The organism is Telluria sp. LT2P80 (assembly GCF_059685955.1).
In genome coordinates this window covers 1,005,146-1,029,387 of sequence record NZ_JCASIO010000001.1, presented here as the reverse complement: position 1 = coordinate 1,029,387, position 24,242 = coordinate 1,005,146, and the positions used below count along the sequence as shown (strand labels likewise).

Genomic DNA, 24,242 nt, shown 5'->3' with positions numbered 1-24,242 from the left:
TTTGGTAGAAGAAAACATGCTGGTACAAGATGATATCGGCAGGAGCACTCTCCTGTCTTACCTGGCGACGTTACTACTGTGCGTGACTGTGGTGATAGGCGTCTCATGGATATATACGGCCACGCAGCGCGAGCGCTTCTTGGAGTCGGGTTACTCGGTATGGAATGCCAAGCGCTCCTTGGTGAGTCACTGCGATCTGGGCCAGGTAGTGGTCTTCGGCGACTCCCGCGCGGACTCCGCGCTGGTTCCTGCACGTTTGAAAAAGGTCGCTACCAATCTAGCCGTCGCCGGTGGCACGCCGATCGAAAGTTACTTTTTCGTCAAATCGATGCTGGAATGTGAGTCGAAGCCGACTGTGCTGATGCTGTCATTTAATCCAGGGGCGTTCGAGATCATTCAACCTTGGTTGTGGGATAACTCGGCACGTTACGGCGCGCTTGGATGGCGAGAACTTTCCGAAGTGCGGCGCGAAGCGGCACGCCTGAACGACAAGAGCTATCTGGCAGTGACGCCGAAACTAGGGCTCGATGGTATTGTCCGCGATATCGCCTATGCCTACGGTTTTCCGGCGATTTACTTCGACAGCCTTCTTGACGGGCGCTTAATAGCGAGAACGGACATGAATCGCCAAAGATTCAATGAGGTCGTCCTGGCGCGAGGGTATCCTTCGTACGGCCATGCAGCCCAGCAGGCCGGTGCCCGCAATGATGGGGAACAGAAATCGATTCCGTTTGCTCCGCTTCCGATTCAACAAAGCTATTTTGAAGCGACGCTGGCGATGCTAGAGCGTGCAGGTATCAAGACCTATTTCCTGATTACGCCGTATAACACCCGTGCGGGCAAGACGCATGACCAGCGCTATAATGCGGCCTATCTCGCCTATCTGCACCGTGTAGATGTGCAATATTCCGGTTTCCAGTTGCTGCAGCATCAGCAGCCGGTGTGGGCAGAGACGATGTTTGTCGATGGCGCACACCTTAGCCAGGAAGGGGCGCAAATATTCAGCCGACTCCTGAATCGTTGTATCGAGGATGCTGCCGATATGGCCGACCTGGGGATTGCCTGTGATTTCAATCAGGCAGCTGGCGCGGACGAACTCATTACGGCGGATCTGGATCTGGTAAAGAAATGAAATTTGATCATATCGGTGTATTCGTTCACGATATCGCAGCAGGCGATGAGGCCCTCAGCGATATCATCCCCATCACTAGGCGCTCCGAGATATTTACTGACCCAGTCATCAAGGTCAAGGTCCAGTTCTTGTTTGATGCGTCAGGTATCTGCTACGAGCTGGTCGCGCCGTTCGGGGAAGGCAATCCGGTTGATGGGATCTTGAAATCGCGGCGCAACATCCTGAACCATGTGGCTTATCGCACAGCCGATTTCAATACGACGCTCGACGATTTGCGCTTGAAGGGCGGATTCCCGCTCAACGAGCCACAGCCCGCAGTCGCGTTTGGGGGCAAGCGGGTGGTGTTCCTGATGACGGGATTAAATTTTATTATTGAGCTGATCGAAGCGTAGTCGCTGTAAAGCATTTTTTGTGACCGTAGCAAGCATCAACGCCAGCGATCTGGCGTTGATGCTTTTTCGATTACGTCTTCTTTTTGTCCACGTCGCCGTGGTACGCCTCGCCCTGTTCTTCGGCGTGCTGTTCACCTTCTTCCGCAACGTCTTCCCCTTCGATGACCTTGTCTTCGGCTTGCACATCGTGCATGGCGTGCGGCTCGAGTTCTTCGGCGCTGACGTTCATTCGGACGAATAGACCCCAGGTAGCGAGCAGGGCAGCAGCGGCTACGCCGATCGACGCAGCGTGCGGCAAGTATTCTGGGCTGCCATGGACGAACTGGAACACCCCGATCAGGCACTCGACCGACAGGGACACGACGACAACGATTAAGAAGCGCGACAGGAAGCGACGCACGCGGGTAGGCGAGCTGATGTTGGCTTCGCGCTGGATTTCTTCTTCCAGCACGGTCTGGCCAAGACCAAGCGCGGCAACGGCGATGGTCAGCATGCCGATGCATTCGAGGATAAGGTCGAAGCGTTCGCGGGCAACGGTATCAGCGGAAGGGCTGAGGGCAGACCAGATTTCGACGCCGGCCAGCACGACGAGGCCGATGCCGCAGGCGAAGAACAGGATGACGATGAACACGTAACCGAGTTCGAAGAGTTTTGTTATGGCTTTCACGGGGGAGCGGTGGTTGTAAAGGTGCGAGACTTTAGCACCAAATGTAAGGTGGGTTATGTTCGTGAGAAGCGTGTTGTCGGGAACTTGAGACATCGGCGGACGCTCGATATAACATCGTTCACAAAAGCGTCACGATCACTCATCACGCCTTTGTGAAGCATCGACTAGCGCAGACCGGCAGCCCGCGTTCCGATCACGAGCGCGTGATCAATCGGCGGCGACGCGCGGCCAGAAGACCAGTTAGGCCCAAGGCCAGCAGTGCGATGCTATCTGGTTCCGGTACCTCTGCAGCCTGTGCCATCTCGAAATTAAACGTTGTCACGTCACTGTTGAAGCCGAAGCTGACGTTGTCGACGAAGCCTCTGAATGTGCCATTCCAGCCGGAGCCGATACCGAATTCAATCCCCAGAATGGCAGTGCCAGCGCCAAGTCGGTCGGCATTGGCCGGTTGATTGCTGCCAGATGCCCAATCTGCCAGCGTTATGCCGTACGATTCCACAGTGAATCCGGGCGAGAACTGACGCTGCCATAAATTCGCTGTCATCAGATCACTATTGACCCATTGGTCGCTGACGACTGAAGCAACGTTCGGGTTGTATACCTGCTCGAAAATCAGGTAGCCCTGGTCTGCCAATGTCGTAGCGCTTCCGTCCACATCGTAGAGCAGGCGAAAGGCTGGCATCACGCCGCCAGCGCTGCTCGCGCTGCTACGGTACCAGTCGTAGCTCATTGAGGTCAGGCTGCCCAACGTGCGCGTGCTGTCGAAACCCCAGGTATAAGCATAGTCGGCTTTGCCAGTATTGTTCGTCAACGACATCTCGACCGAGCCGTTGCCGTTACGCGGATTGTTCGTTGTGATGCCTGCGCTGGTGGTCGATGTGTAGCCATTCGACGTGCTACGGTAGTTCGACAGGTTCCACTGGTTCAAGCCGCCGCCGTTCAGGTCGGAAGGTACTACGGTTATGTCGGCAGCGAAGGAATTTACACTGGCCAGTAAGGTTGCGCCAGTGATAAGTGTATGCAGTCTGGTCATATGTCTCTCTCAGTATGTTTTACGAGGCCTCGAATGGGCTGTGAGAGAGAGCTACAGCAATAACCGCGCCTGTGCCTCTAACTGGCAAAATAAATCACGTAATCAATGATTTATGCCTAATGGTTAGCCTAAGTAGGATGTGCGTCAATACGCGTTGTAAGGAAAGTCGACAGAAAGGGGCGGCTAATCCTGAGCAGTTCGCCAATCTTCGCAGCGCAGACAGCAAAAAGCCCACAAACGTGAATTCGTGGGCTTCTTATGTATCTTGGTAGGCCGTGCGGGATTCGAACCTGCGACCAACGGATTAAAAGTCCGCTGCTCTACCAGCTGAGCTAACGACCCAAGGAGGCAGCATTATAGCGGGCGATCCGGCATCGCGCTAGGCCTCTCGCATAAATTTCTGCGAAGAACTACTCAAGACAATGCCGACGTCACCTTCAGTACCTCGTCCGCCGTGGTCACGCCTTCGACCACCTTCATGGCGCCGGCAATGCGCAGCGGCTTCATGCCATCGAGAACACTCTGCTGGCGCAGCGCCACCAGGTCGCCTGCACCCCGCATCAGCTTTCCAAAGCCCTCACTCACGCTCAACAGCTCATAAATCCCGGTACGCCCCCGATAACCAGTCTGGCGGCATTCCGGACACCCGATGGGCCGATACACAACCGCCGGCTTGGGAATCTTCCACGCACCGCCAACGCTGTCCCACACATCGTCGCTCAACTCGCCACCGGGCGTCTTGCAGGCAGGGCAGAGCGTGCGTACCAGGCGCTGGGCCATCACGCCAATCAACGTCGCCTCGAGCAGGTAATCCGGCACCCCCAGTTCGATCAGGCGCATCACCGCCGATGGCGCGTCGTTCGTGTGCAGCGTCGAGAACACCAGGTGTCCGGTGAGCGCGGCCTGAATCGCCATCTCGGCCGTCGGCAGGTCGCGAATCTCGCCGACCATGATGATGTCCGGGTCCTGGCGCATCAGCGAGCGCACGCCATCGGCGAACGACAAATCGATCCCCGGCTGCACCTGCATCTGGTTGAAGGCCGGTTCGACCATCTCGATCGGGTCTTCCACCGTGCAGACATTGACTTCGCTTGTCGCCAGCGCCTTGAGTGTCGTGTACAGCGTCGTGGTCTTGCCCGAGCCAGTTGGGCCGGTCACGAGGATGATGCCGTGCGGGCGCTTAGTCAGGCGATCCCAGCGCAGGGCGTCGTCAGCCGGAAAGCCCAGCTCGGGCAATGTCTTGACGACGACTTCAGGGTCGAAAATACGCATCACGAGCTTTTCCCCGAACGCGGTGGGCATCGTCGACAGGCGCAATTCGACTTCCTGGCCGCCGGCGGTGCGGGTTTTGATGCGGCCATCTTGCGGGCGGCGCTTTTCAATGACGTCCATCCGCCCCAGCAATTTGATCCGCGCCGTCATCGCAATCATGACCACGGCCGGTACCTGGTAGACCTGGTGCAGCACGCCGTCGATGCGAAACCGTACGACAGCAAATTCACGCTTCGGTTCCAGATGAATGTCCGAGGCGCGCTGCTCGAAGGCGTAACCCCACAGCCAGTCGACGATATTGACGATGTGCTGGTCATTGGCGTCGAACTGCTTGTTCGCTTTGCCCATTTCGACCAGCTGCTCGAAGTTGTTGCGCATCGCGACGTCTTGCCCGCTGCTGCGGTTGGCGTCGCGGATCGACTTGGCCAGCGCGAAAAATTGCGAAATGTACTGGGCGATGTCGAGCGGATTGGCCAGCACCAGTTCAATGCGGCGCCGCGCGACTTTCGCGATCTCGGCTTCCCATTCTGTCAGCGCCGGATCGGCCGTGGCCACCACCAGCGTCGTGGCCGTCATTTCCACCGGCAGAATATTGAAGCGCGCCGCATAGCCGGCCGACATCACATCGGCCACTTTCGTGAAATCGATCTTGAGAGGATCGATCCGGATGAAGGGCAGGCCGACCTTGGCCGCGCACCATTCGGTCAGCACGTCCAGCGTGAGCAGGCGATTGGGGGGCAGTTCCGAAACCAGCTTGCATTGCGCGACCGCCGTAAGCGGGTGCATCGAGCCGGGCGCATTCTTAAGAATGCCCTGGGCTTGGGCAAATTGCGCCTTGACGTTGTCCTTCGTGACGATCCCGTCGGCCAGCAGCCACGAAAAAATCGATTGCAGGTCGAGCTTGCGCAGGCTGGCGGGTTTTTGCGGGATGGCGTTCACGGTGGCCTTTGGCAAATCAATCGGTGGCGAACAATCCCTTGACCCAGGACGCGGCGGGCAACTTGGTCTGGAGTTTGATCTGCGCTGCCCGTTTGGTCAGCGCGTCCTCGTCGAGCGTTGGGCGCGTCTTGAAGCACAGCGCGACCACATTACCATCGTGCACTTCGGGCAGGCACAGCACGTGGCCGAAGGCGAACTTCATGGCCTTGAGGTTCTTGGCAAAGCTCGGGTGATCACCAAACAGGTTGACGGTCATGATGCCGTCGTCAGTCAGGCAATTGGCGCAGGCCACGTAGAACTCGGGCGTGTCGAGCACGGGGCCGCGCGCGGTAGCGTCGTAGAGGTCGCATTGGAACACGTCGAACGCGTTGTGGTGTTCCGGGTCTTCGACGAAGTCCAGTGCATCCATCTCGAGCACCGTCAGGCGTTCGTCCAGGCCCGGCAGCTTGAACATCGAGTTGCAGATGGCGATCACCGACGGGTTCAGTTCGATGGCGGTGACGGTGGCCTCGGGAAACTGGCGGTAGCAGAACTTGGTCATCGTGGCCGCGCCCAGGCCGAGCTGGACGATGGCGCGTGGCGACTCGATGAACAGCATCCAGGCCATCATCTGCTGCGCGTACTCAAGTTCCGGCCAGTCAGGCTTGCGGATGCGCATGGCGCCCTGGACCCATTCGGTGCCGAAATGCAGATAGCGCACGCCCTCCTGTTCGGACAGCGTGACGGGCGCGTACTTGGGTTTGCGGGAAGGGCGGCGCGACGATTCGGCCTGTTCGATGGATTTGCGTTTGATGAGCATAAGACTGCCTGATGGAATCGCCCTATTATCGGCGGTTGCGTTCCCGCAGCGCAAGCTCGGTCCACGATCCGCACCCTGCATACGACAACGCGGCCACTGGGGCCGCGTTGTTGTTCATGAATGACGAATCTTAGCGCTGATACTGGCTGTAGGCCTGGCCGTCGTCGTAGCTGTCCAGTGGCTGGACCGACACGCGCAGGCGCACGCGGTTGCCCGGGTCGTTGCGCATCAGCGACGTGTAATTCTGGCCACGGTATTCGTAGGTCACGTTGTAGCCGGCAGTACGCGATTCGATGGCTTCCACGGTGCGGCATTGCTGCACGGCTTGTTCTTGCACGCTGCTGCCCTGACGGCCATTATTCTGGACGCGGTCGCCCACCATGGCGCCGGCGATGGCGCCAGCGGCCGACGCGGCCACTTTACCGTTGCCGCCGCCGATCTGGCTGCCGAGCAGCGCACCGGCGATACCGCCGACGATCGTGCCGCCCGCATTGCGTTCTTGCTGCACCGGAACTTGCACGTATTCAGTACGGCATTCCTGGCGCGGGGTGCGGACTTGTTCGACGCGTGGCTCGACGCGCACCACCCGGCCGAAATCTTCAAAGTCGGCAGCCTGTGCCAGCGGCAGGGTGGCCACACCCAAGGCTGCGATGATCAGTTTGGCTTGGAATTTCATGATGGTCCTCGTTCAGTGGTGCGACGTTGGTTGAGACAATAAATACAGTCTTCGTTCAAGTCTTGATAGTACGCCGATCGCAAAAACGCATCGAGTCCCCGTGGCAACAAAATGTAACAGCCAATGGCGACGCAGTTGAAGCGCGCCAGAATGAATCAGCTCGATTTGCCTTGTTTTTGAGGCAGTCAGGGTGGTACCGATTCTTACAAATGACTATTCGCAATGCACATTTGGGTTGCTTCCAATACCACAAAACGTTACCCTTACACAAATCATGGACTTATTGGCGTATAGCAACGACAGCGAGGTAAGCGGCAGCAACGCCCCATGGCGTCGCGACAGGTTGCGCGATGGCGCGTTATTGACAGGTCAACTTGAGGAAAAAATGAGTTTGTTGATGAGAGTGGCGCCGAATATTGTGCAAGCGATCCGCGCGTTTAACGTTGGCGATCTGCAACAGGAGGCGGGGCAACTCGGACATCATTTTCTGTACGCACATTGCGCCAATACGCTCACCAAACAACAAGTCTGCGCCCGCATCGGCGAACAATTTTACTTCCCCAAGCCCTGCAGCAAGAACTTCGATGCGCTGCGCAAATGCCTGACCGAAACCGTCCACGAAGCAGGCCCGCAGCCGGGCTTCATCGTGGTGCTGGAGCAGCTGCCAAGCGCCCAGAAGTTCGACAAGGAAGCGCGCGAAAACCTGCTTGACGTATTTCGCGATGCGGCCGAATTCTGGGCCGAAAAGAAGGTACCGTTCCGCGTGTTCTACTCGTTCGCGACGGTGCCGCCGACCGCCTGAGCCAGGGCCGAGATCGTCATTTCAGGCCGCATTTGGTGCCCGTCGTTACGGTACAATGCCGGCTATGAAAAATATCGTGATCCTGATTTCGGGCCGCGGAAGCAATATGGAAGCGGTCGTGCGAGCGCTTGATGCCGAAGGTTGGCCAGCCCGTATCGCCGCCGTCATCAGCAATAAACCTGAAGCCGGTGGCCTGGCGTTTGCGCAGGCGCGCGGCATTCCCACTGCGGTGGTGCCGAGCAAATCGTTCGCCACCCGCGCCGAATTCGACGCCAAGCTGCAGGAAACCATCGACGTCTTCGAGCCCGACCTGGTCGTGCTGGCCGGTTTCATGCGCATCCTGACGGCGCCGTTCGTCGAGCATTATGCAGGCCGGATGCTCAATATTCACCCGTCGCTGCTTCCGCTGTTTCCGGGATTGCACACGCACCAGCAGGCGCTTGACGCCGGTTGTGTCGAGCATGGCGCGACGGTCCATTTTGTCACGGCCGAACTCGATCACGGCCCGGCTGTCTTGCAGGCACGCATTCCCGTGCTGCCGGGCGATACCGAAGCCACGCTGGCTACCCGCCTGCTGGTCGAAGAACACAAGATTTACCCGCGCGCGGTGCGCCTGTTCGTTGAAGACCGTCTGGTCGTCGAGAACGGTGCGGTGCGCATCGTCGAGCCTGGCTTTGACGCCATTAGTATTTAAAACGCATTGTTTTAAGTAAGCAGTTTACAACCCAAGGATTTACATGAGATTGCCTCCAGCGATCGTCGCCAAGACTGAAGAAGTCCTGCGCGAGATTCTCCGTTTTACCTCCCCAGCCGACGTCACACTGTCGCGTTTCTTCAAAGACAATCCGCGTTTTGGCGGCCGTGAGCGTGGCGTGATTGCCGAAGCCGTGTATTCGGTGCTGCGTAACAAGTCGTTCTTCACCGATTTCGCCGGCCATGGCAGCACGCCATCGATGCGTCGCCTGGCGCTGCTGGGCCTGGCCGAAACGGCTGGCATCGATTCGATCGGTGGCCTGACCGAAGATGAAACCCACTTCTTGACCCGCATCAAGGAAGTCGACCGCACGTTGCTGCCAGGTCCGGTGCAAGCCAATCTGCCGCAATGGCTGTACGACAAGCTGGTAGCCCAGTTCGGCGAAGCCGAAGCCCTGGAACTGGCTGCGGTGCTCAACACGCCGGCGCCGCTCGACCTGCGCGTCAATTCGATCAAGGCCGAGCGCGACGCCGTCATCGCCACGCTGCTAGAAGCGCCGATCGTCGCCGAGCCGATGCCGTATGCGCCGCTGGGTCTGCGCGTCAAGCAAAAGCCTGCGCTGCAGAATCTGCCGCTGTTCAAGGAAGGCGCGATCGAAGTGCAGGACGAGGGCAGCCAGGTGCTGTCGCAGATCGTCGGCGCGCGCCGCGGCGAGATGGTGGTCGACTTCTGCGCCGGCGCCGGCGGCAAGACGCTGGCACTGGGCGCGCTGATGCGCAATACCGGTCGCCTGTATGCGTTCGACGTGTCCGAAAAGCGTCTGGCCAAACTCAAGCCACGCATGGCGCGCAGCGGTTTGTCGAACGTGCATCCAGTGCTCATCGCGCACGAGCGCGATGCCAAGGTCAAGCGCCTGGCCGGCAAGATCGACCGCGTGCTGGTCGATGCACCATGCTCGGGCCTGGGCACCTTGCGCCGCAATCCGGATGTCAAGTGGCGCCAGCAACTGGGCGCGATTGCCGAGATGCAGGAAAAGCAAGCCGCGATCCTGGACGGTGCTGCGCGCCTGGTCAAGAACGGTGGTCGCCTCGTGTATGCCACCTGCAGCCTGCTGAATGAAGAGAACGACGTCATCGTCGAAGGCTTCCTGGCAACGCACCCCGACTTCGATCTGGTGCCGATGAGCCAGGTGCTGGCCGAGCAAAAGATTCCGCTCGAGATGGACAAGTACCTCAAGCTCTTGCCGCACAAGCACCAGACCGACGGCTTCTTCGCTGCCGTGCTGCAACGCAAGGCGCTGGTCAAGGCTGCACCAGTCAAGGCAGATGCCGACGCTGACGCCGATGTGACGGCAACCGACGAAGAATAAGGAAACCTGCGATGCCCTTGTCCGACCTCTGGAATGTCATGATTGTCGACATCCGCAACCCGGCCCTGTTGTGGCAGGCGCTTGCACTTGTCTTCTGTGTGGCGGCTGGCTGGGGGTTGGCAGGGTTGATCGGGCGGTCGCTGCTCAAGAACCGGGATGAACAGGGCCGCTTGATGCGTGTCGGGCTGGGCGGCGTTGCCCGTGTGTTAGGGCCGCTGTTGACTGTGGCGCTGCTGTCGCTGAGCAAGGTCATTCTGGAACACTTCCAGACCGTGAACCTGCTGCGGGTGGCGCTGCCGCTGTTTGTGTCGCTGGCGGTCATCCGCACCTTCTTCTACCTGCTGCGCCGCGCTTTTGCGCGCCGTGGCCAGGTGGGCGAGGCGCTGCAGACGTTCGAGCGCGTGTTTGCCTTCACGGCCTGGATCATCGTGGCGCTGCACCTGACCGGCATCCTGCCGGACGTGTTGCGCGCGCTCGAGACGACCATGCTGCCGGTCGGGGCGAAATCAACTTCGCTGCTCGACCTGCTGCAGGGCATCGTCTCGATCGTCGTGCTGATGATCCTGGCGCTGTGGGCCGGCGCCGCGCTCGAAGAACGGCTGATGCATGTCGAACGCATGCACTCGTCGCTGCGCGTCGCGTTGGCGCGCGTCGGCCGTGCTGCGTTGATTCTTGTTGCTGTGTTGTTCAGCCTGTCGCTGGCTGGGCTGGACCTGACCGTACTGTCGGTATTCGGCGGTGCGCTGGGTGTGGGTTTGGGTCTGGGCATGCAGCGGATTGCCAGTAATTATGTGTCCGGTTTCATCATCCTGTTCGAGCGCAGCCTCGCGATTGGCGATCCGATCACCCTCGACAAGTATTCTGGCAAGGTTTCGCGCATCAATACACGCTACACGGTGTTGCGTAGCGCCGACGGTACGCAGACCCTGTTGCCAAACGAAATGCTGATCACCGGTGTGGTGCTGAACCAGTCGGTGACGAACAAGAACGTGCGCGCTGTCACCAAGCTGGTTGTGTCGTACGACAGCGATCTGTCGGTCGTGATGCCGTTGCTGGAAGAGCAACCGAAAGGCGTTGACCGCGTGCTGGAGACCCCGGCGCCGAACGTGCTGCTGACTGCCTTTGTCGCCGATGGCTACGAGCTGGAAGTCGGGTTCTTCCTGGGCGACCCGGAAAACGGGCAGGGCGGGCCGATCTCGGAAGTCAACCGCAAGATTTATGCGCTGGTACATACGGGCGCCATCAAGCTCGGCCATCCTTCGATGGACACACGGCTGCTCGATGCGCACATTACGTCGATGATGGCGCGTACCCCGGAGGGTGCGTCAGACGCTACCGAAGGTGGCGTAAAACAGACTGGCGCGGATTTAGGCAAAAATTGAAGACGTGCTGCTGCCGTGCGGCAGTAGAAACACGTAAAATGCAAGGGTTATGCATGTGCGATCTTCCTGATCGACGTCATACAAGCCCTGCATTGGAGACTGAATGAATTTCTTTAACGACACTTTGCACGCTGTGCTGTCGTTCTTGTCGACCGGCCTGCTGGATTTTTCGGCATGGGAAGTCGTTCTGTACACGCTGGTGGTCACGCACATCACCATCATCAGTGTCACTGTGTACCTGCACCGCCATCAGGCGCACCGCGCGCTTGACCTGCATCCGATTCCAAGTCACTTTTTCCGCTTCTGGCTGTGGCTGACCACTGGTCAGGTCACGAAAGAGTGGGCGTCGATCCACCGCAAGCACCACGCCAAGTGCGATACCGAAGAAGATCCGCACAGCCCGCAAACGCGCGGCATCCGCAAGGTGCTGTTCGAAGGCGCCGAACTGTACCGCGCTGAGAGCAAGGTTCAGGAAACCATGGACAAGTATGGCCATGGCACGCCGGACGACTGGATGGAGCGCCACGTATATACCGGCCGCAGCATGATGGGTGTGGTCGCGATGCTGGTGATCAACATTGCGCTGTTCGGCATCATCGGCTTGTCGGTGTGGGCCGTACAGATGATGTGGATTCCGATCACCGCTGCCGGCATCATCAATGGTCTCGGCCACTGGTGGGGCTACCGCAATTTCGATTGCAGCGATGCCGCGACCAACATCTTCCCATGGGGCATCCTGATTGGCGGCGAAGAGTTGCACAACAATCACCACACGTATGCCACGTCGGCCAAACTGTCGAGCAAGTGGTATGAGTTCGACCTGGGCTGGGGTTATATCCGCATGCTCGAGATGGTGGGCCTGGCCAAGGTCAAGAAAGTGGCGCCGAAGCCAAAGCTTGCAAAGAACAAGGAGCAGGCTGACTTCGACACGCTGCAATCGGTGATCGCCAACCGTTACGACGTGATGGCCAAGTACGCGAAATCGGTGCGTCACGCGTTCCATGAAGAATTTGAGCAGCGCAAGCACGCAAGTGGCCTGGAAACGCGCTTCCTGAAAAGCTCGCGCAAGCTGATGCAACGTGAACCTGCGAAGCTGGAGTTGTCGCAGAAAGAGCAGCTGGTCGAGCTGTTTCAGCACAGCAAGGCGCTCGAAACCATGCACACTATGCGTGTGGAACTGGGCGCAATCTGGGAACGTTCGCACCACACCCGCGATCAGTTGCTGCATCAGTTGCAAGACTGGTGCAACCGCGCCGAGGCGTCGGGCATCAAGGCGCTTCAAGAGTTCTCATTGCGCCTGCGCACCTATGCCTGATTCCGTATCAGCGCATTAAAAAGAAACGGCTCCTTCGGGAGCCGTTTTGCATTTGGCCGCTCCCGTACACCACAGCCGGGGTCAGGTCTGACATTCAGACACGACCTCAGCTTTAGCCACTTCTACAGCCGGGGTCAGGTCTGACATTCGGACACGACCTCAGCTTTAGCCACTTTTTGTGGTGTCTTGCCCATCGTTAGCAGGTAGCAGTTCCAGCTTTTTTCGACTACTCGACTACTTGACTGCCGAGATCGTGTCCGAATGTCAGACCTGACCCCGGCTTTTTATGGGTCTGACATTCAGACACGACCTCAGTTTTAGCCACTTCTTGTCGTGTCTCGCCCATCGTTAGCAGGTAGCAGTTCCGCCTGTTTTCGACTACCCGACTACTTGACTGTCGAGATCGTGTCCGAATGTCAGACCTGACCCCGGCTTTTTTTGCGCATTGGTGGCAAGGTCAGATAGGTCAGTGCGCGCCAGAGCCATTCGGCTGGGCCGTACTGGTAACGTGCCAGCCACCAGCGGCTCAGACCGATCTGCAGCGCGCACAATACCAGTGCAATGCCGACTTGCGCTATCCGCCCGATGCCCCAGAGCCCCATTCCGTGGGCATAGAACAACAGTGAAAATACGAGCGATTGCGTCAGGTAATTGCTCAGTGCCATGCGTCCGAACGGCGCCAGCAGGCGGATTCGTGTCAGCGCGCCATGGCTGTACAGCATCAGCATAATCAAGCCAATATAGCCAAGCGCGGCGGGCAAGCTGCCCAGTGACAGCAGGGCGTGGGCAAGATCATGGCCACCGTCGTCGACGCCAGGCGGCCGGCCCGTCGCGATCAGGCTGCCAAGCAGGCCAAGTCCGATGCCTAGCGGGATCCCAACAATGGCGAGGCGTCGGTAGAGCGGTTTGTGCTCGGCTGCGTGTGCAATCACACCCGATCGGACGAACCAGATACCGATCAGGAACACGCCTACCAGCAACACCGAGAACCCGACCTCGTCCACCATGCGTTTGTCCAGTTGCTTGAACCGCATTGCGACTGCATCCGGATAGCTGCCCTGCGTCAGCACGACGCGTTCTTCAGTGCTGCGTGCGACTTGTTCTTGGTAGCGCAAAACGCGGCCACTGTCGGCAGGCAGGGACTCGCCATCAGCATGGGCGCTCCCAGCGCTATCGGTGCTGCTGACGCTGCTGGCGCCCGCGGTCTGTCCAACGGCAGGTGCAAAGTGCCGCATGCCGGCTTCTACCGCGATCAGGCAATAGGTCAGCATCACGATCTGGACGCCGATGCGCAGCGGCTTCTGCTCGGCCGGTCCGCGCCATAAGGCAAGGAGGCCAAGGGCTGTGAAGATGGCGCCCACCGCGGTCAGCATCGTCGTGTCGTCGCCCTTGCTGCCCGAGGCGGCGATCAGTGCCGCGAGCAACATCAGCAGACCGGCGCCGATCGTCACCAGTGGAAACAACCAGGCTTGCCGCGTGCGCAGGTACAGCGCGACCAGCGATGCCAGGACGACGGGTGCCAGCAGCCAGCCCAGCAGGCCCAGCCCCGGAACCTGCGGCAGCGCGAGGCAGGCAATGAGGGCAATCACCAGCACGCGCGCTGGCGCCAGCAGGGCGAGCATCAACGCGAGCGCGCCAGCCGCATAACTGATCAGGATATCGCCGCTCCACAGCAAGGTGTGGTGCAACAAGCCGATCGCCAGCAGCACGCCGACCCGGCGGCCGTACGTGGGTGCAAACAGCCGCCCGGCCACGCGGGCGCGCTCGAGCATCAGCGCGAAGCCCATGCCGAACAGCAGCGAAAAGATCGTCCAGAACTTGCCGCTGACCAGGTACGCGACAAGAAACGCCACGAGCCAGTCCAGGCCGTAGAGGCCAGCTGGGATGCCTTGCCCGGATTCGACCACGGGCCGGTTGAAAAATTCGACGTTGGCGATGCAGATACCGATCAGCGCAAAACCGCGAAGGACATCCAGGGCATCGAGGCGGTCGTTGGCGGGAGAGAGAGTGGGCAGGGACGAACTGGTCATTCCGCCATGGTAACGCGGACAGTGTCCGGCCATAAAAAAAGCCGCCAGGCTTGCGCCGGCGGCTTTTTGAAAGACAACAGGATCGATTACTTGATCTTGGTTTCTTTGTAGATCACGTGCTTACGTGCCTTAGGGTCGAATTTGGTAATTTCCATTTTCGCCGGCATCGTGCGCTTGTTCTTGGTGGTGGTGTAGAAGTGACCCGTGCCTGCAGTCGATTCCAGCTTGATTTTGTCGCGGCCAGTTTTTGCCATGATAGCTCCCTAATTAAACTTTTTCGCCACGAGCACGCATGTCGACCAGCACGGCATCGATGCCGAGCTTGTCAATCAGGCGCAGGCCGGCGTTCGACAAACGCAGCGAAACCCAGCGGTTTTCCGATTCGACGTAGATACGACGATTCTGCAGGTTAGGCAGGAAACGACGCTTCGTTTTGTTGTTAGCGTGGGAGACGTTGTTACCAACCATCACACCCTTGCCGGTTACTTGGCAAACACGTGCCATAGTGCACTCCTTAAATATGTTCCAGGACTGGAAAAACGAGAGTATAGCGCGAAAAATGAAGCGGAATCAATCACTTGCGAAAAACAATGGTTAATTAAACTGACTAAAAAATTTAACAATCGTAGATTCGAGTATATCTGCACGGGTAAGCCCCTGTTTACGCGACGTAATTCAGGCCAGTGGCCACATCACGCACGGGTAGCAAATTCGTCACAACTGGCCATTCTCGGCAAAGGAATGCACATGGCTGCCGGCCACCACGAAATGGTCAAGCACCCGGATCTCGACCAGTGACAGCGCCTGCGTGAGCGCGCTTGTCAGCCGCAGATCCGCGTCGCTTGGCTCGGCCACGCCCGATGGATGGTTGTGCGCCAGGATCACGGCCGCCGCGTCGCGTCGCAGCGCCGCCTTGACGACTTCGCGGGGATAGACGCTGGTATGCGTGAGCGTGCCCCGGAACATTTCATCGCAATTGATCAGGCGATTCTTCACATCCAGAAACAGCACGATGAACGATTCATGCGTGCGCAGTGCGAAGTGGCTGCGCAGATAGTGCCGCACCGCCTCGGGCGAGCACAGCGCCTCGCGCCGGAATTGTTCGGCCACTGCGCGCCGCGCCAGCTCAAGCGCTGCCTGGAGCTGCGCATACTTGGCCGGCCCGAGCCCGTGCAGTTGCCCGAACTCGCCGGCATCGGCATGCAGCAGCCGCTGCAGCGAGCCAAAGTGGGTGAGGGTGTCGCCCGCCAGCGTCACGGCGCTTTTCCCGGCCACGCCTACGCGCAAAAAGATCGCCAGCAATTCGGTGTCGGACAATGCCCCCGGGCCGTCGCGCAGCAAGCGCTCCCGGGGGCGGTCCTGCTCGGGCCAGTCACAAATTCCCATCGTGATTCCTCGCCAAAAAAAGAGGCAGCCCGGGCGCAAGCTGCGCGCGTGGCTTACAATAGCGGTTTGCGTGCGACACGTAGTCGCGATCGCCGTTCTACGGCAAGCATTAGAAGTTGTACCTACCTTGCAAGTCACTCGGCAAGTCCTTGATTTAATTAACTAAATCATTCGGACTGACACATAAATGCCGTGGGCTCCCTAATTGCGTCTGCAATTCAGGGTGAAAACTAGAAAACCATACTGCAACAACGCTAGGCACAGACACGTCGAGATCAAGTTTTCACTTGTTATTTCGATATCGATGAGCCCGCGATTTCGCTCATAAAGGAAATAAACGTTGCTTCGGCGCTACAGTTCTAGAAAATTTTCCAGACGAACTTATGCGTCGATCCTCGGATCAGCAGGAGTAGGGAATGGCCATCTGCGGCCAGATCAAACAAGGATGACCAACAAGATCGCACAAGTTCTGCGATGCCTTGTCACACCTCTGGAACATTAGAGGCTGTGACCGGGTGTACGACCACTTGTCACCTAGTCGGACATGCGTCTCTGGTAACGGAGGGGTGTGAAGCTTCGATGACAATGTACCCCTGCGCAAGCAGCGCGCTCCCCATGTGAATGGATGCGTGGAGACTGCCAGCAGAAAGGCGGTTAAGGGGCTAGGTGAGGCTGCATGGGTAACATAAAGTGAACTGACGGTTGAACCCTCGTGACTATTAACAGGCCCAATCTGCTGTTGGCCTGGACCAAAAAGGTGCGTGGTTGGATGCTCCTGTGCAAACTGGGGGCACGTCGTTATCAAACCACCGGGGGAGAGTCAGACCCTAAACAGTCATGTGCGGTGCAATTAGGCCGTGCTGGTATCGCAGGGAACGTGGTAAGCCCGTTTCGCCGCCTGCCTCAGAACATCGGGGCGGGCAAGCAACCCGTAAGGGAAGCCCGTGGCGGAGCGGGTATGGGACGATGGAAAAAGCGAACGCTGGCCTGTAATGGGTCGGATATGGATTCAAACTTTGTCCTACCGTGAAAGCGGGCAGACTTCCATCTGGTGCAATAGTCGTTCAGCGACTACATAGACAAGTAGACAAATTCGCCCCGAAGGGATGCAGTTCTTTCCTTCGGGGGAGAGCTACGTCCTCGGCGGGCATCACTACGATGAGGCTCGGCAATGAAAGTAATCGAAAATAGTTTCGATTCTGCGTCCTCGCATGTTCCTACTGAATGGGCTGCCATTGATTGGCGGCGTGTGCAGAAGAACGTGAGAGTCATGCAGATTCGTCTAACGAAGGCAACACAGGAAGGCGACTGGCGACGGGTGAAATCCCTGCAACGGTGGCTGACCCGCTCGTTCAGTGCGAAAGCGCTGGCAGTCAAACGAGTGACGGAGAATCAAGGCAAGCGTACCGCAGGCGTAGATCAGCAGCTATGGGATACGCCGCTGCAGAAATTTGCAGCGATTGCGCGGTTGGAGAAGCGTCGGTATCGGCCCCTGCCACTAAGGAGGGTCTATATACCCAAGGCCAATGGAAAGGAACGTCCCTTGGGCATCCCGACCATGAAAGATCGAGCCATGCAGGCGTTACACCTGCTGGCGCTCGACCCGGTTCTTGAAACTGTGAGCGACCCGAACTCGTATGGGTTTAGGAAGAGCCGCTCCACAGCTGACGCGATGTCACAAATCTTTCTCCAGACGTGTCGGAAGGTTTCGGCGCAATGGGTGTTTGATGCTGACATCGAAGGCTTCTTCGACAACATTAATCACGACTGGCTGATCGACAACGTCCGCATGGACAAGACGATCCTTCGGAAGTGGTTGAAGTCTGGAGTAGTTGACCGGGCGCAGTTGAGGGCAACCACAGCAGGAACGCCGCAGGGCGGCATCATCAGCCCTGCATTGGCAAATTGGACGCTGAATGGATTGGAGACGAAACTGATCGAGTACCTCGGTGCGCAAGTCGGTAAGTCAAAAGTCGAAAAGCTAAAAGTTGGTGTCATACGATACGCGGACGATTTCGTAGTGTCCGGCGCCTCGCAAGAGCTGCTGGACGTTGAGATTCGGCCTTGGGTAGAAAGCTTCCTCGCAGTACGAGGATTGCGACTGTCTCAGGCAAAGACCAAAATTGTGCACATCGACCAAGGTTTTGACTTCCTTGGGTGGAATTTCCGGAAGTATGAGGGGAAACTGCTCATCAAGCCGAGTAAAAAGAACGTGGAAGCGTTTTATGAAAAGCTGAGGAAGGTCATCGGCGAACGTTTGATGGTAAGGCAGCAGGATCTGATCCGACTGCTGAACCCGATGCTGCGGGGCTGGGCGCAATACCACAGTCCCGTCGTGGCCAAGGAAGCGTTCTCGCGCATGGAATCGTTGTTGTTATGGCGGCTAATGCGGTGGGCCAAGCGAAGGCATCCCAACAAGAACGCCGGATGGATTCGCCAGAAATATTGGCGGTCAGTCGGCGGACGAAATTGGGTGTTTGCTGCGGACGTTGTTGCGAAGGATGGTAGCAAACAGGTGATGGAACTGTACTCGCTCGCGGGTACTCCCATCGAACGCCACAAAAAGATCAAAGGGGAGTTCCATCCCTTCGATCCGCAATGGGAAGAGTACGGCGAAGACCTCCGACGGAAGCGAATGTTGAAGAACATTAGTTACCGGAAGGAGCTGGCGACGTTATACATGAACCAACGCGGCATGTGTGCGTTGTGCGGATATGAGATGAACATGGAAACCGGCTGGCATGACCACCACATTGAGTACCGGGTGGCGGGCGGCTCCGAGGCCCTTAGAAATCGCGTATTATTGCACCCCAACTGCCATGCCCGCGTGCATAGCCGAAATTTGCAAGTTGTTAAACCGGTTCCTGCATAGGAACTTTTATTAAGCTTGAGCCGTGTGCGGTGAAAGTCGCAAGCACGGTTCTTAGGGGGGAGGGGTTCTGGTAACAGGCCCTTCCTACCCTCCCCCACCGGGGCTGCCCGCACTCATACGAAACGTCGCAAAGAACATGGCCAACGCTGCTCCTGTCGTCAATGAATCCTCGTACCTGACACTGCATTACCGCCTGGCTGTTGCCGGTGGTTCTGATGTGATCACCACCTTCAATGGCACGCCGGCCACGCTGTTGCTCGGTCAGGGCCAGCTCGCGCCATTTCTCGAAGAGCGCCTGATCGGCCTGCCCGAAGGCACGCACCAGACCTTCGAGCTCAGCGCTCAGGAAGCGTTCGGTGAACGTAACCCTGAGCTGATCCAGTCGGTGTCGAAAGCGACGCTGGAAGAAAATTCGGTGCCGGGCGCCGATTATCTGGTCGGCGAAGTGGTCGAGTTCAATGCGCCGAAGGGCGGCCGGTTTGCCGGCGTGCTGCTTGAAATGCGCGATGACTCGGCCCTGTTCGACTTCAACCATCCGATGGCTGGCCGGGCGCTCCAGTTCGAAGTGAAACTGATTTCGGTGCTGTAAAGGAAGACTATGGAAAACGAAATTCTGCTTGCCCAGCCACGCGGCTTTTGCGCTGGCGTAGACCGCGCCATCGAAATCGTCGAGCGCGCCCTGACCCAATTCGGCGCCCCGATCTATGTGCGCCATGAAATCGTCCACAACGCCTATGTCGTGGCCGACCTGCGCACCAAGGGCGCGATCTTCATTGAGCAGCTCGAAGACGTCCCGCCGGGCAACACCCTGGTGTTCTCGGCCCATGGCGTCTCGAAAGCGGTGCGGGCCGATGCCGAAGCGCGCGGCCTGACGATCTTCGACGCCACCTGTCCATTGGTGACCAAGGTGCACGTCGAAGTGGCCAAGATGCGCAAACTCGGCGCCGAGATCATCATGATCGGCCACGACGGCCACCCGGAAGTCGAAGGGACGATGGGCCAGGCTGAAGAAGGCATGCACCTGGTCGAGACGGTTGCCGATGTCGAGAACCTGCAGGTGCGCAACCCTGACCTGCTGGCGTATGTGTCGCAAACCACGTTGTCGGTCGACGACACGGCCGACATCATCGACGCGCTCAAGGTGCGCTTCCCGAACATCATCGAGCCGAAAAAAGGCGATATCTGCTACGCCACCACCAACCGCCAGGAAGCCGTCAAGTTCCTCGCGCCGCAGGTCGAAGTGGTGATCGTCGTCGGTAGCCCCAACAGCTCCAACTCGAACCGCTTGCGCGAAGTGGCCGACAAGATGGGCACGCCTGCCTATATGGTCGACAACGCTGCCGCCATCGATCCGGCCTGGATCGCCGGCAAGAAACGCATCGGCGTCACCGCCGGCGCATCGGCGCCCGAGGTACTGGTGCAAGCCGTGATCGACCGCCTGAAGCAACTGGGCGCGGCCAGTGTACGCGCCCTCGAAGGCGTTGAAGAGAACGTCACGTTCCCGCTGCCGAAAGGCCTGGATGGCGTTCGGCAGGTTGCCTTCAAGGCGGAAGGCTGAACATTATTTTTCGTTCTGGCAGAAAACAAAAATTAGCTACTGCCGCCATTTACCGTTGTTAGTTTTCCGGCAGCCAAGCTATGATGGCGGCGCTCGGATTTGTCGTAGCGATGCGCTCACCAGTGCGCCGTTCGGCCGCAGACAACGGTAAAGCAGCAGCTTCAGACCATGAGCGGCACGTCGGGATTCCCTGGCGTGCCGTTTTTTGTTATTGCACAACAGGCGGAATGATGGAAACCTTTATCCAACAACTACTGAACGGGCTCGTGCTCGGCAGTATGTATGCGCTGGTCGCGCTCGGCTACACGATGGTGTACGGCGTCCTCAACCTGATCAACTTCGCCCACGGCGACGTGTTGATGATCGGCGCAATGATCGGCCTGACCATCCTGCAATTGCTTGAAGCTTATGTGCCTGGCCTGCCTGGCTATGTACAGCTGGCACTCGCGATCCTTGGCGCCATTCCCGTCACCATGCTGGTCAATATCCTGATCGAACGCATTGCCTACCGCCGCCTGCGCAATGCACCGCGCCTGGCGCCGTTGATCACGGCCATCGGCATCTCGATCCTGCTGCAAACGTTCGCGATGATGATCTGGGGCCGCAGCCCGTTGCCGTTCCCGCAGTTGCTGTCGTCCGAACCGATCATGATCGGCGGCGCCATGATCTCGCAGACCCAGGTCTTGCTGCTCGTGCTGGCCGCGCTGGCGATGGGCAGCCTCGTGCTGCTGGTCGAGCGTACGCGAATGGGCCGCGCAATGCGCGCCGTGGCCGAAAACCCGCGTGTGGCTGGCCTGATGGGCATCGATACGAACCGCGTGATCGTCGCCACTTTCGCCATCGGCGCGGCGCTGGCCGCCGTGGCCGGCGTCATGTGGGGCGCCAACTACGCGTCGATCACGTTCACGATGGGCGTGCTGCCGGGCCTGAAGGCATTCTGCGCCGCAGTGCTGGGCGGGATCGGCAATATCTATGGCGCCATGATCGGTGGCCTCGTGCTGGGCATCATCGAAGCGCTGGGCGCCGGCTATATCGGCGACCTGACCGGTGGTTTCCTCGGCAGCCACTACCAGGACATCTTCGCCTTCGTGGTGCTGATCCTCGTGTTGACCCTGCGCCCGTCCGGCATCATGGGCGAACGCGTGGCCGACCGCGCTTAACCGGAGCACACCATGGCACTCCTGACGTTCGACACCCAGCACAAGCCGCGCCAGGCCTACACCAGCATGGCGATCGTGCTGGTGCTGCTCCTGATCTTCCCGTTCTTTGCCGCGCAATTCGGCAACTCGTGGGTGCGCATCATCGACATCGCGCTGCTGTACATCATGCTCGCGCTTGGCCTGAACATCGTGGTGGGCTTCGCCGGCCTGCTCGACCTGGGCTATATCGCGTTCTTCGCGGTCGGCGCGTACCTGGTCGGCCTGTTCTCGTCGCCGCAGTTCGCCGCGCTGCTGGAATCGGTGATCTATTACTCGCCCGCCATCGGCGAGGCGCTGGTCGCGTTCTTCGGCCCCGAGATCCAGCAGAACGGCATCCACCTGTCGCTGTGGGCGATCGTGCCGCTGGCAGCCTTGTCCGCCGCGCTGTGCGGCGCGCTGCTGGGCGCTCCGACGCTCAAATTGCGCGGTGACTACCTCGCCATCGTGACGCTGGGCTTTGGCGAGATCATCCGGATCTTCATGAACAACCTGAACGACCCGATCAACTTCACCAACGGGCCGCAGGGGATCAACATGATCGACCCGATCCGCATCTTCGGGGTGTCGCTGGCGGGCGAGGCGGGGTCCAACGCTACCGTGCACCTCGGCAGCTACGCGATGCCGTCCGTGAACGCGTATTACTTCCTGTTCCTGGCGCTGGTGATCGCGTCGATCTTCATCACCGGCCGCTTGCAGCATTCGCGCCTGGGCCGCGCCTGGGTGGCGATCCGCGAAGATGAGATCGCCGCCAAGGCGATGGGCATCAATACCCGCAACGTCAAGCTGCTTGCCTTTGCGATGGGCGCCTCGTTTGGCGGCGTGGCCGGCGCGATGTTCGGCGCCTTCCAGGGGTTTGTTTCGCCGGAATCGTTCTCGCTGACCGAGTCGATCGCCGTGCTGGCCATGGTGGTGCTCGGCGGCATCGGCCACATCCCGGGCGTCGTGCTGGGCGGCGTGTTGCTGGCGGCCCTGCCGGAAGTGCTGCGCCACGTGGTCGACCCGGCCCAGCAAGCATTGTTCGGCAAGGTGATCATCGAAGCCGAAGTGCTGCGCCAGTTGCTGTACGGCCTGGCGCTGGTATTGATCATGCTGGTGCGCCCGGCCGGCCTGTGGCCGTCGCCCAACAAGGAAGAGCGGCCCAACGCCGCGCTGGCGCGTGACGACGAAGAAGCGAGTACCACATGAGCGAACAAGTCATTTTGAACATTGCCGGCGTCAACAAGCGCTTCGGCGGCCTGCAGGCGCTGACCGATGTCGGCATCCGGATCAAGCAGGGCCAGATCTACGGCCTGATCGGCCCCAACGGGGCCGGCAAGACCACGTTCTTCAATGTGATCACGGGCCTGTACCAGCCCGACAGCGGCACGTTCGAGCTGGCCGGCAAGGCGTATTCGCCGTCGGCCCCGCACGACGTGGCCAGGGCCGGTATTGCGCGCACGTTCCAGAACATCCGCCTGTTCGGCGAAATGAGCGCGCTGGAAAACGTCATGGTGGGCCGCCATGTGCGTACCAAACAGGGCGTGCTTGGTGCGATCCTGCGCCACAAGACGGCGCGTGAAGAAGAGCGGGCTATCCGTGTGCGTGCCCAGGAGCTGCTCGATTTCGTCGGTATCGGCCAGTTCGCCAACCGCACGGCAAAGTTTTTGTCGTACGGCGACCAGCGCCGCCTGGAAATTGCGCGCGCGCTGGCGACCGATCCGCAATTGCTGGCGCTGGACGAGCCGGCGGCCGGCATGAACGCCACCGAAAAACTGGGTCTGCGCGAACTGCTCGTCAAGATCAAGGCGCAGGGCAAGACCGTGCTGCTGATCGAGCACGACGTCAAACTGATGATGGGTCTGTGCGACCGTATCACGGTGCTCGAATACGGCAAGCAGATCGCCGAAGGTGTGCCGGCCGAGATCCAGAAGAACCAGGCCGTGATCGAGGCCTATCTGGGAGGTGCTCACTGATGGACGCAACGATGGACGCAATGAAGAGTGAAACGATCCTGCAAATATCGGGTCTGAAGGTGGCGTATGGCGGCATCAAGGCGGTCAAGGGGATCGATCTGCAGGTGGCGCGCGGCGAACTGGTCACACTGATTGGCGCGAATGGCGCCGGCAAGACTACGACCCTGAAGGCCATCACCGGCACGCTGCCACCATGCAAGGTCGAAGGCGACATCAGCTACCTGGGGCAGCCGCTGCGCGGTACGCAGTCGTTCCGCATGGTCCAGCAAAAGCTGGCCATGGTGCCGGAAGGGCGGGGCGTGTTCACCCGCATGTCGATTCACGAAAACCTGTTAATGGGCGCCTACACGCGCAATGACAAGGCCGGCATCGACGCCGATATCGAAAAATGGTACAGCGTGTTCCCACGCCTGAAGGAACGTGCGGCCCAGTTGGCGGGGACGCTCTCGGGCGGCGAGCAGCAGATGCTGGCAATGGCGCGCGCGCTGATGTGCCATCCGACGCTGCTGTTGCTCGACGAGCCGTCGATGGGCCTGTCGCCGATCATGGTCGAAAAGATTTTCGAGGTGATCCGCGATGTATCGCAGCAGGGCATCACGATCCTGCTGGTCGAGCAGAATGCCAAGCTGGCGCTGCAGGCCGCGCACCGCGGCTATGTGATGGAGTCGGGCGAGGTCACCATGACTGGCAATGCGCGCGACATGCTGACCGATCCGCGCGTGCAGGCGGCGTATCTGGGCGAATAAAGTACGCGCACGTAAAAATGGCCGGGA

The 24,242-nt window shown here is 59.2% G+C and carries 23 protein-coding genes and 1 tRNA gene; 14 read left to right on the top strand and 10 right to left on the bottom strand.

Annotated elements, in window-relative coordinates:
- Positions 1 to 16: 16 nt before the first annotated feature.
- Both AC56LW_RS04580 and AC56LW_RS04575 read left to right on the top strand, forming a co-directional pair.
- Entirely contained in the window at positions 17 to 1,132 is a 1,116-nt protein-coding gene (locus AC56LW_RS04580; protein WP_499632081.1) for a hypothetical protein, read from the top strand.
- Complete coding sequence (locus tag AC56LW_RS04575; protein WP_499632078.1) at positions 1,129 to 1,524, top strand: VOC family protein; 396 nt, start codon at positions 1,129 to 1,131, stop codon at positions 1,522 to 1,524. The genes AC56LW_RS04580 and AC56LW_RS04575 overlap by 4 nt, the downstream gene beginning before the upstream one ends.
- A gap of 70 nt (positions 1,525 to 1,594) precedes the next feature.
- Here the strand turns inward: AC56LW_RS04575 and AC56LW_RS04570 are convergent, their stop codons facing one another.
- The 6 genes from AC56LW_RS04570 to AC56LW_RS04545 form a co-directional block, all read right to left on the bottom strand.
- Positions 1,595 to 2,191, bottom strand: a complete 597-nt coding sequence (locus AC56LW_RS04570) for a hypothetical protein (protein ID WP_499632067.1) — start codon at positions 2,189 to 2,191, stop codon at positions 1,595 to 1,597.
- Positions 2,192 to 2,384: 193 nt separating this feature from the next.
- A complete protein-coding gene (locus tag AC56LW_RS04565; protein WP_499632065.1) occupies positions 2,385 to 3,224 on the bottom strand; it encodes a PEP-CTERM sorting domain-containing protein in 840 nt (279 codons plus the stop codon).
- Positions 3,225 to 3,490: 266 nt separating this feature from the next.
- Positions 3,491 to 3,566, bottom strand: a tRNA-Lys gene (locus AC56LW_RS04560).
- 72 nt (positions 3,567 to 3,638) lie between these two features.
- The gene (gene tfpB / locus AC56LW_RS04555) at positions 3,639 to 5,435 is read right to left on the bottom strand and encodes a type IV pilus assembly ATPase TfpB (protein ID WP_499632062.1); all 1,797 of its coding nucleotides are present in this window, start codon (positions 5,433 to 5,435) and stop codon (positions 3,639 to 3,641) included.
- Positions 5,436 to 5,451: 16 nt separating this feature from the next.
- Complete coding sequence (locus AC56LW_RS04550; protein WP_499632059.1) at positions 5,452 to 6,234, bottom strand: spermine/spermidine synthase domain-containing protein; 783 nt, start codon at positions 6,232 to 6,234, stop codon at positions 5,452 to 5,454.
- Between the two features lie 130 nt (positions 6,235 to 6,364).
- Positions 6,365 to 6,910 (bottom strand): glycine zipper 2TM domain-containing protein, encoded by a 546-nt coding sequence (locus tag AC56LW_RS04545; RefSeq protein ID WP_183555835.1) that lies wholly within the window; start codon positions 6,908 to 6,910, stop codon positions 6,365 to 6,367.
- 274 nt (positions 6,911 to 7,184) lie between these two features.
- Here AC56LW_RS04545 and AC56LW_RS04540 point away from each other — a divergent pair, with 274 nt between their 5' ends.
- The 5 genes from AC56LW_RS04540 (at position 7,185) to AC56LW_RS04520 (ending at position 12,472) form a co-directional block, all read left to right on the top strand.
- Positions 7,185 to 7,712 carry a barstar family protein gene (locus AC56LW_RS04540; protein WP_229424794.1) on the top strand — a complete coding sequence of 176 codons (528 nt, stop codon included), beginning with the start codon at positions 7,185 to 7,187 and terminating at the stop codon, positions 7,710 to 7,712.
- Between the two features lie 64 nt (positions 7,713 to 7,776).
- The gene (gene purN / locus AC56LW_RS04535) at positions 7,777 to 8,406 is read left to right on the top strand and encodes a phosphoribosylglycinamide formyltransferase (protein ID WP_499632056.1); all 630 of its coding nucleotides are present in this window, start codon (positions 7,777 to 7,779) and stop codon (positions 8,404 to 8,406) included.
- Between the two features lie 43 nt (positions 8,407 to 8,449).
- Positions 8,450 to 9,775, top strand: coding sequence for an RsmB/NOP family class I SAM-dependent RNA methyltransferase (locus tag AC56LW_RS04530; RefSeq protein WP_499632053.1), 1,326 nt, complete (start codon positions 8,450 to 8,452; stop codon positions 9,773 to 9,775).
- An 11-nt stretch (positions 9,776 to 9,786) separates the two neighbouring features.
- Complete coding sequence (locus AC56LW_RS04525; protein WP_499632050.1) at positions 9,787 to 11,157, top strand: mechanosensitive ion channel family protein; 1,371 nt, start codon at positions 9,787 to 9,789, stop codon at positions 11,155 to 11,157.
- A gap of 103 nt (positions 11,158 to 11,260) precedes the next feature.
- Positions 11,261 to 12,472: a DesA family fatty acid desaturase gene (locus AC56LW_RS04520; protein ID WP_332532488.1), complete on the top strand. Its 1,212-nt coding sequence runs from the start codon at positions 11,261 to 11,263 to the stop codon at positions 12,470 to 12,472.
- A gap of 416 nt (positions 12,473 to 12,888) precedes the next feature.
- Here AC56LW_RS04520 and AC56LW_RS04515 read toward each other — a convergent pair whose 3' ends face one another.
- From AC56LW_RS04515 to radC, 4 genes are all read right to left on the bottom strand, one after another.
- The gene (locus tag AC56LW_RS04515) at positions 12,889 to 14,502 is read right to left on the bottom strand and encodes a DUF418 domain-containing protein (RefSeq protein WP_499632046.1); all 1,614 of its coding nucleotides are present in this window, start codon (positions 14,500 to 14,502) and stop codon (positions 12,889 to 12,891) included.
- Between the two features lie 86 nt (positions 14,503 to 14,588).
- Complete coding sequence (gene rpmG, locus AC56LW_RS04510) at positions 14,589 to 14,756, bottom strand: 50S ribosomal protein L33 (protein WP_005665735.1); 168 nt, start codon at positions 14,754 to 14,756, stop codon at positions 14,589 to 14,591.
- A 13-nt stretch (positions 14,757 to 14,769) separates the two neighbouring features.
- Entirely contained in the window at positions 14,770 to 15,006 is a 237-nt protein-coding gene (rpmB, locus tag AC56LW_RS04505; protein ID WP_183555830.1) for a 50S ribosomal protein L28, read from the bottom strand.
- A gap of 210 nt (positions 15,007 to 15,216) precedes the next feature.
- Positions 15,217 to 15,888: a RadC family protein gene (gene radC, locus AC56LW_RS04500; protein ID WP_332532486.1), complete on the bottom strand. Its 672-nt coding sequence runs from the start codon at positions 15,886 to 15,888 to the stop codon at positions 15,217 to 15,219.
- 1,171 nt (positions 15,889 to 17,059) lie between these two features.
- Between radC and ltrA the strand changes: the two genes are divergently transcribed.
- From ltrA to AC56LW_RS04465, 7 genes are all read left to right on the top strand, one after another.
- A complete protein-coding gene (gene ltrA, locus AC56LW_RS04495) occupies positions 17,060 to 18,760 on the top strand; it encodes a group II intron reverse transcriptase/maturase (RefSeq protein WP_499632044.1) in 1,701 nt (566 codons plus the stop codon).
- 136 nt (positions 18,761 to 18,896) lie between these two features.
- The gene (locus tag AC56LW_RS04490; RefSeq protein WP_332532484.1) at positions 18,897 to 19,349 is read left to right on the top strand and encodes an FKBP-type peptidyl-prolyl cis-trans isomerase; all 453 of its coding nucleotides are present in this window, start codon (positions 18,897 to 18,899) and stop codon (positions 19,347 to 19,349) included.
- 9 nt (positions 19,350 to 19,358) lie between these two features.
- On the top strand, positions 19,359 to 20,318 hold the full coding sequence (gene ispH / locus AC56LW_RS04485) for a 4-hydroxy-3-methylbut-2-enyl diphosphate reductase (protein WP_332532483.1): 960 nt from the start codon (positions 19,359 to 19,361) through the stop codon (positions 20,316 to 20,318).
- A 230-nt stretch (positions 20,319 to 20,548) separates the two neighbouring features.
- On the top strand, positions 20,549 to 21,478 hold the full coding sequence (locus tag AC56LW_RS04480) for a branched-chain amino acid ABC transporter permease (protein WP_258835419.1): 930 nt from the start codon (positions 20,549 to 20,551) through the stop codon (positions 21,476 to 21,478).
- Positions 21,479 to 21,490: 12 nt separating this feature from the next.
- Entirely contained in the window at positions 21,491 to 22,702 is a 1,212-nt protein-coding gene (locus AC56LW_RS04475) for an ABC transporter permease subunit (protein ID WP_499632039.1), read from the top strand.
- Positions 22,699 to 23,469 (top strand): ABC transporter ATP-binding protein, encoded by a 771-nt coding sequence (locus AC56LW_RS04470; RefSeq protein WP_499632036.1) that lies wholly within the window; start codon positions 22,699 to 22,701, stop codon positions 23,467 to 23,469. The genes AC56LW_RS04475 and AC56LW_RS04470 overlap by 4 nt, the downstream gene beginning before the upstream one ends.
- Before the next feature lie 11 nt (positions 23,470 to 23,480).
- Positions 23,481 to 24,215 carry an ABC transporter ATP-binding protein gene (locus tag AC56LW_RS04465; RefSeq protein WP_499632034.1) on the top strand — a complete coding sequence of 245 codons (735 nt, stop codon included), beginning with the start codon at positions 23,481 to 23,483 and terminating at the stop codon, positions 24,213 to 24,215.
- The last annotated feature ends 27 nt before the right edge of the window (positions 24,216 to 24,242 follow it).

What these genes read in the sequence shown, in the direction of transcription:
- rpmB (WP_183555830.1), bottom strand. Translation starts at nt 15,006, where the DNA reads ATGGCACGTGTTTGCCAAGTAACCGGCAAGGGTGTGATGGTTGGTAAC.
- ltrA (WP_499632044.1), top strand. Translation starts at nt 17,060, where the DNA reads ATGAAAGTAATCGAAAATAGTTTCGATTCTGCGTCCTCGCATGTTCCT.
- rpmG (WP_005665735.1), bottom strand. Translation starts at nt 14,756, where the DNA reads ATGGCAAAAACTGGCCGCGACAAAATCAAGCTGGAATCGACTGCAGGC.
- AC56LW_RS04580 (WP_499632081.1), top strand. Translation starts at nt 17, where the DNA reads ATGCTGGTACAAGATGATATCGGCAGGAGCACTCTCCTGTCTTACCTG.
- AC56LW_RS04490 (WP_332532484.1), top strand. Translation starts at nt 18,897, where the DNA reads ATGGCCAACGCTGCTCCTGTCGTCAATGAATCCTCGTACCTGACACTG.
- AC56LW_RS04575 (WP_499632078.1), top strand. Translation starts at nt 1,129, where the DNA reads ATGAAATTTGATCATATCGGTGTATTCGTTCACGATATCGCAGCAGGC.
- AC56LW_RS04465 (WP_499632034.1), top strand. Translation starts at nt 23,481, where the DNA reads ATGGACGCAATGAAGAGTGAAACGATCCTGCAAATATCGGGTCTGAAG.
- AC56LW_RS04565 (WP_499632065.1), bottom strand. Translation starts at nt 3,224, where the DNA reads ATGACCAGACTGCATACACTTATCACTGGCGCAACCTTACTGGCCAGT.
- purN (WP_499632056.1), top strand. Translation starts at nt 7,777, where the DNA reads ATGAAAAATATCGTGATCCTGATTTCGGGCCGCGGAAGCAATATGGAA.
- AC56LW_RS04530 (WP_499632053.1), top strand. Translation starts at nt 8,450, where the DNA reads ATGAGATTGCCTCCAGCGATCGTCGCCAAGACTGAAGAAGTCCTGCGC.
- AC56LW_RS04520 (WP_332532488.1), top strand. Translation starts at nt 11,261, where the DNA reads ATGAATTTCTTTAACGACACTTTGCACGCTGTGCTGTCGTTCTTGTCG.
- radC (WP_332532486.1), bottom strand. Translation starts at nt 15,888, where the DNA reads ATGGGAATTTGTGACTGGCCCGAGCAGGACCGCCCCCGGGAGCGCTTG.
- AC56LW_RS04540 (WP_229424794.1), top strand. Translation starts at nt 7,185, where the DNA reads ATGGACTTATTGGCGTATAGCAACGACAGCGAGGTAAGCGGCAGCAAC.
- AC56LW_RS04480 (WP_258835419.1), top strand. Translation starts at nt 20,549, where the DNA reads ATGGAAACCTTTATCCAACAACTACTGAACGGGCTCGTGCTCGGCAGT.
- AC56LW_RS04475 (WP_499632039.1), top strand. Translation starts at nt 21,491, where the DNA reads ATGGCACTCCTGACGTTCGACACCCAGCACAAGCCGCGCCAGGCCTAC.
- AC56LW_RS04470 (WP_499632036.1), top strand. Translation starts at nt 22,699, where the DNA reads ATGAGCGAACAAGTCATTTTGAACATTGCCGGCGTCAACAAGCGCTTC.
- AC56LW_RS04545 (WP_183555835.1), bottom strand. Translation starts at nt 6,910, where the DNA reads ATGAAATTCCAAGCCAAACTGATCATCGCAGCCTTGGGTGTGGCCACC.
- AC56LW_RS04525 (WP_499632050.1), top strand. Translation starts at nt 9,787, where the DNA reads ATGCCCTTGTCCGACCTCTGGAATGTCATGATTGTCGACATCCGCAAC.
- AC56LW_RS04515 (WP_499632046.1), bottom strand. Translation starts at nt 14,502, where the DNA reads ATGACCAGTTCGTCCCTGCCCACTCTCTCTCCCGCCAACGACCGCCTC.
- AC56LW_RS04550 (WP_499632059.1), bottom strand. Translation starts at nt 6,234, where the DNA reads ATGCTCATCAAACGCAAATCCATCGAACAGGCCGAATCGTCGCGCCGC.
- ispH (WP_332532483.1), top strand. Translation starts at nt 19,359, where the DNA reads ATGGAAAACGAAATTCTGCTTGCCCAGCCACGCGGCTTTTGCGCTGGC.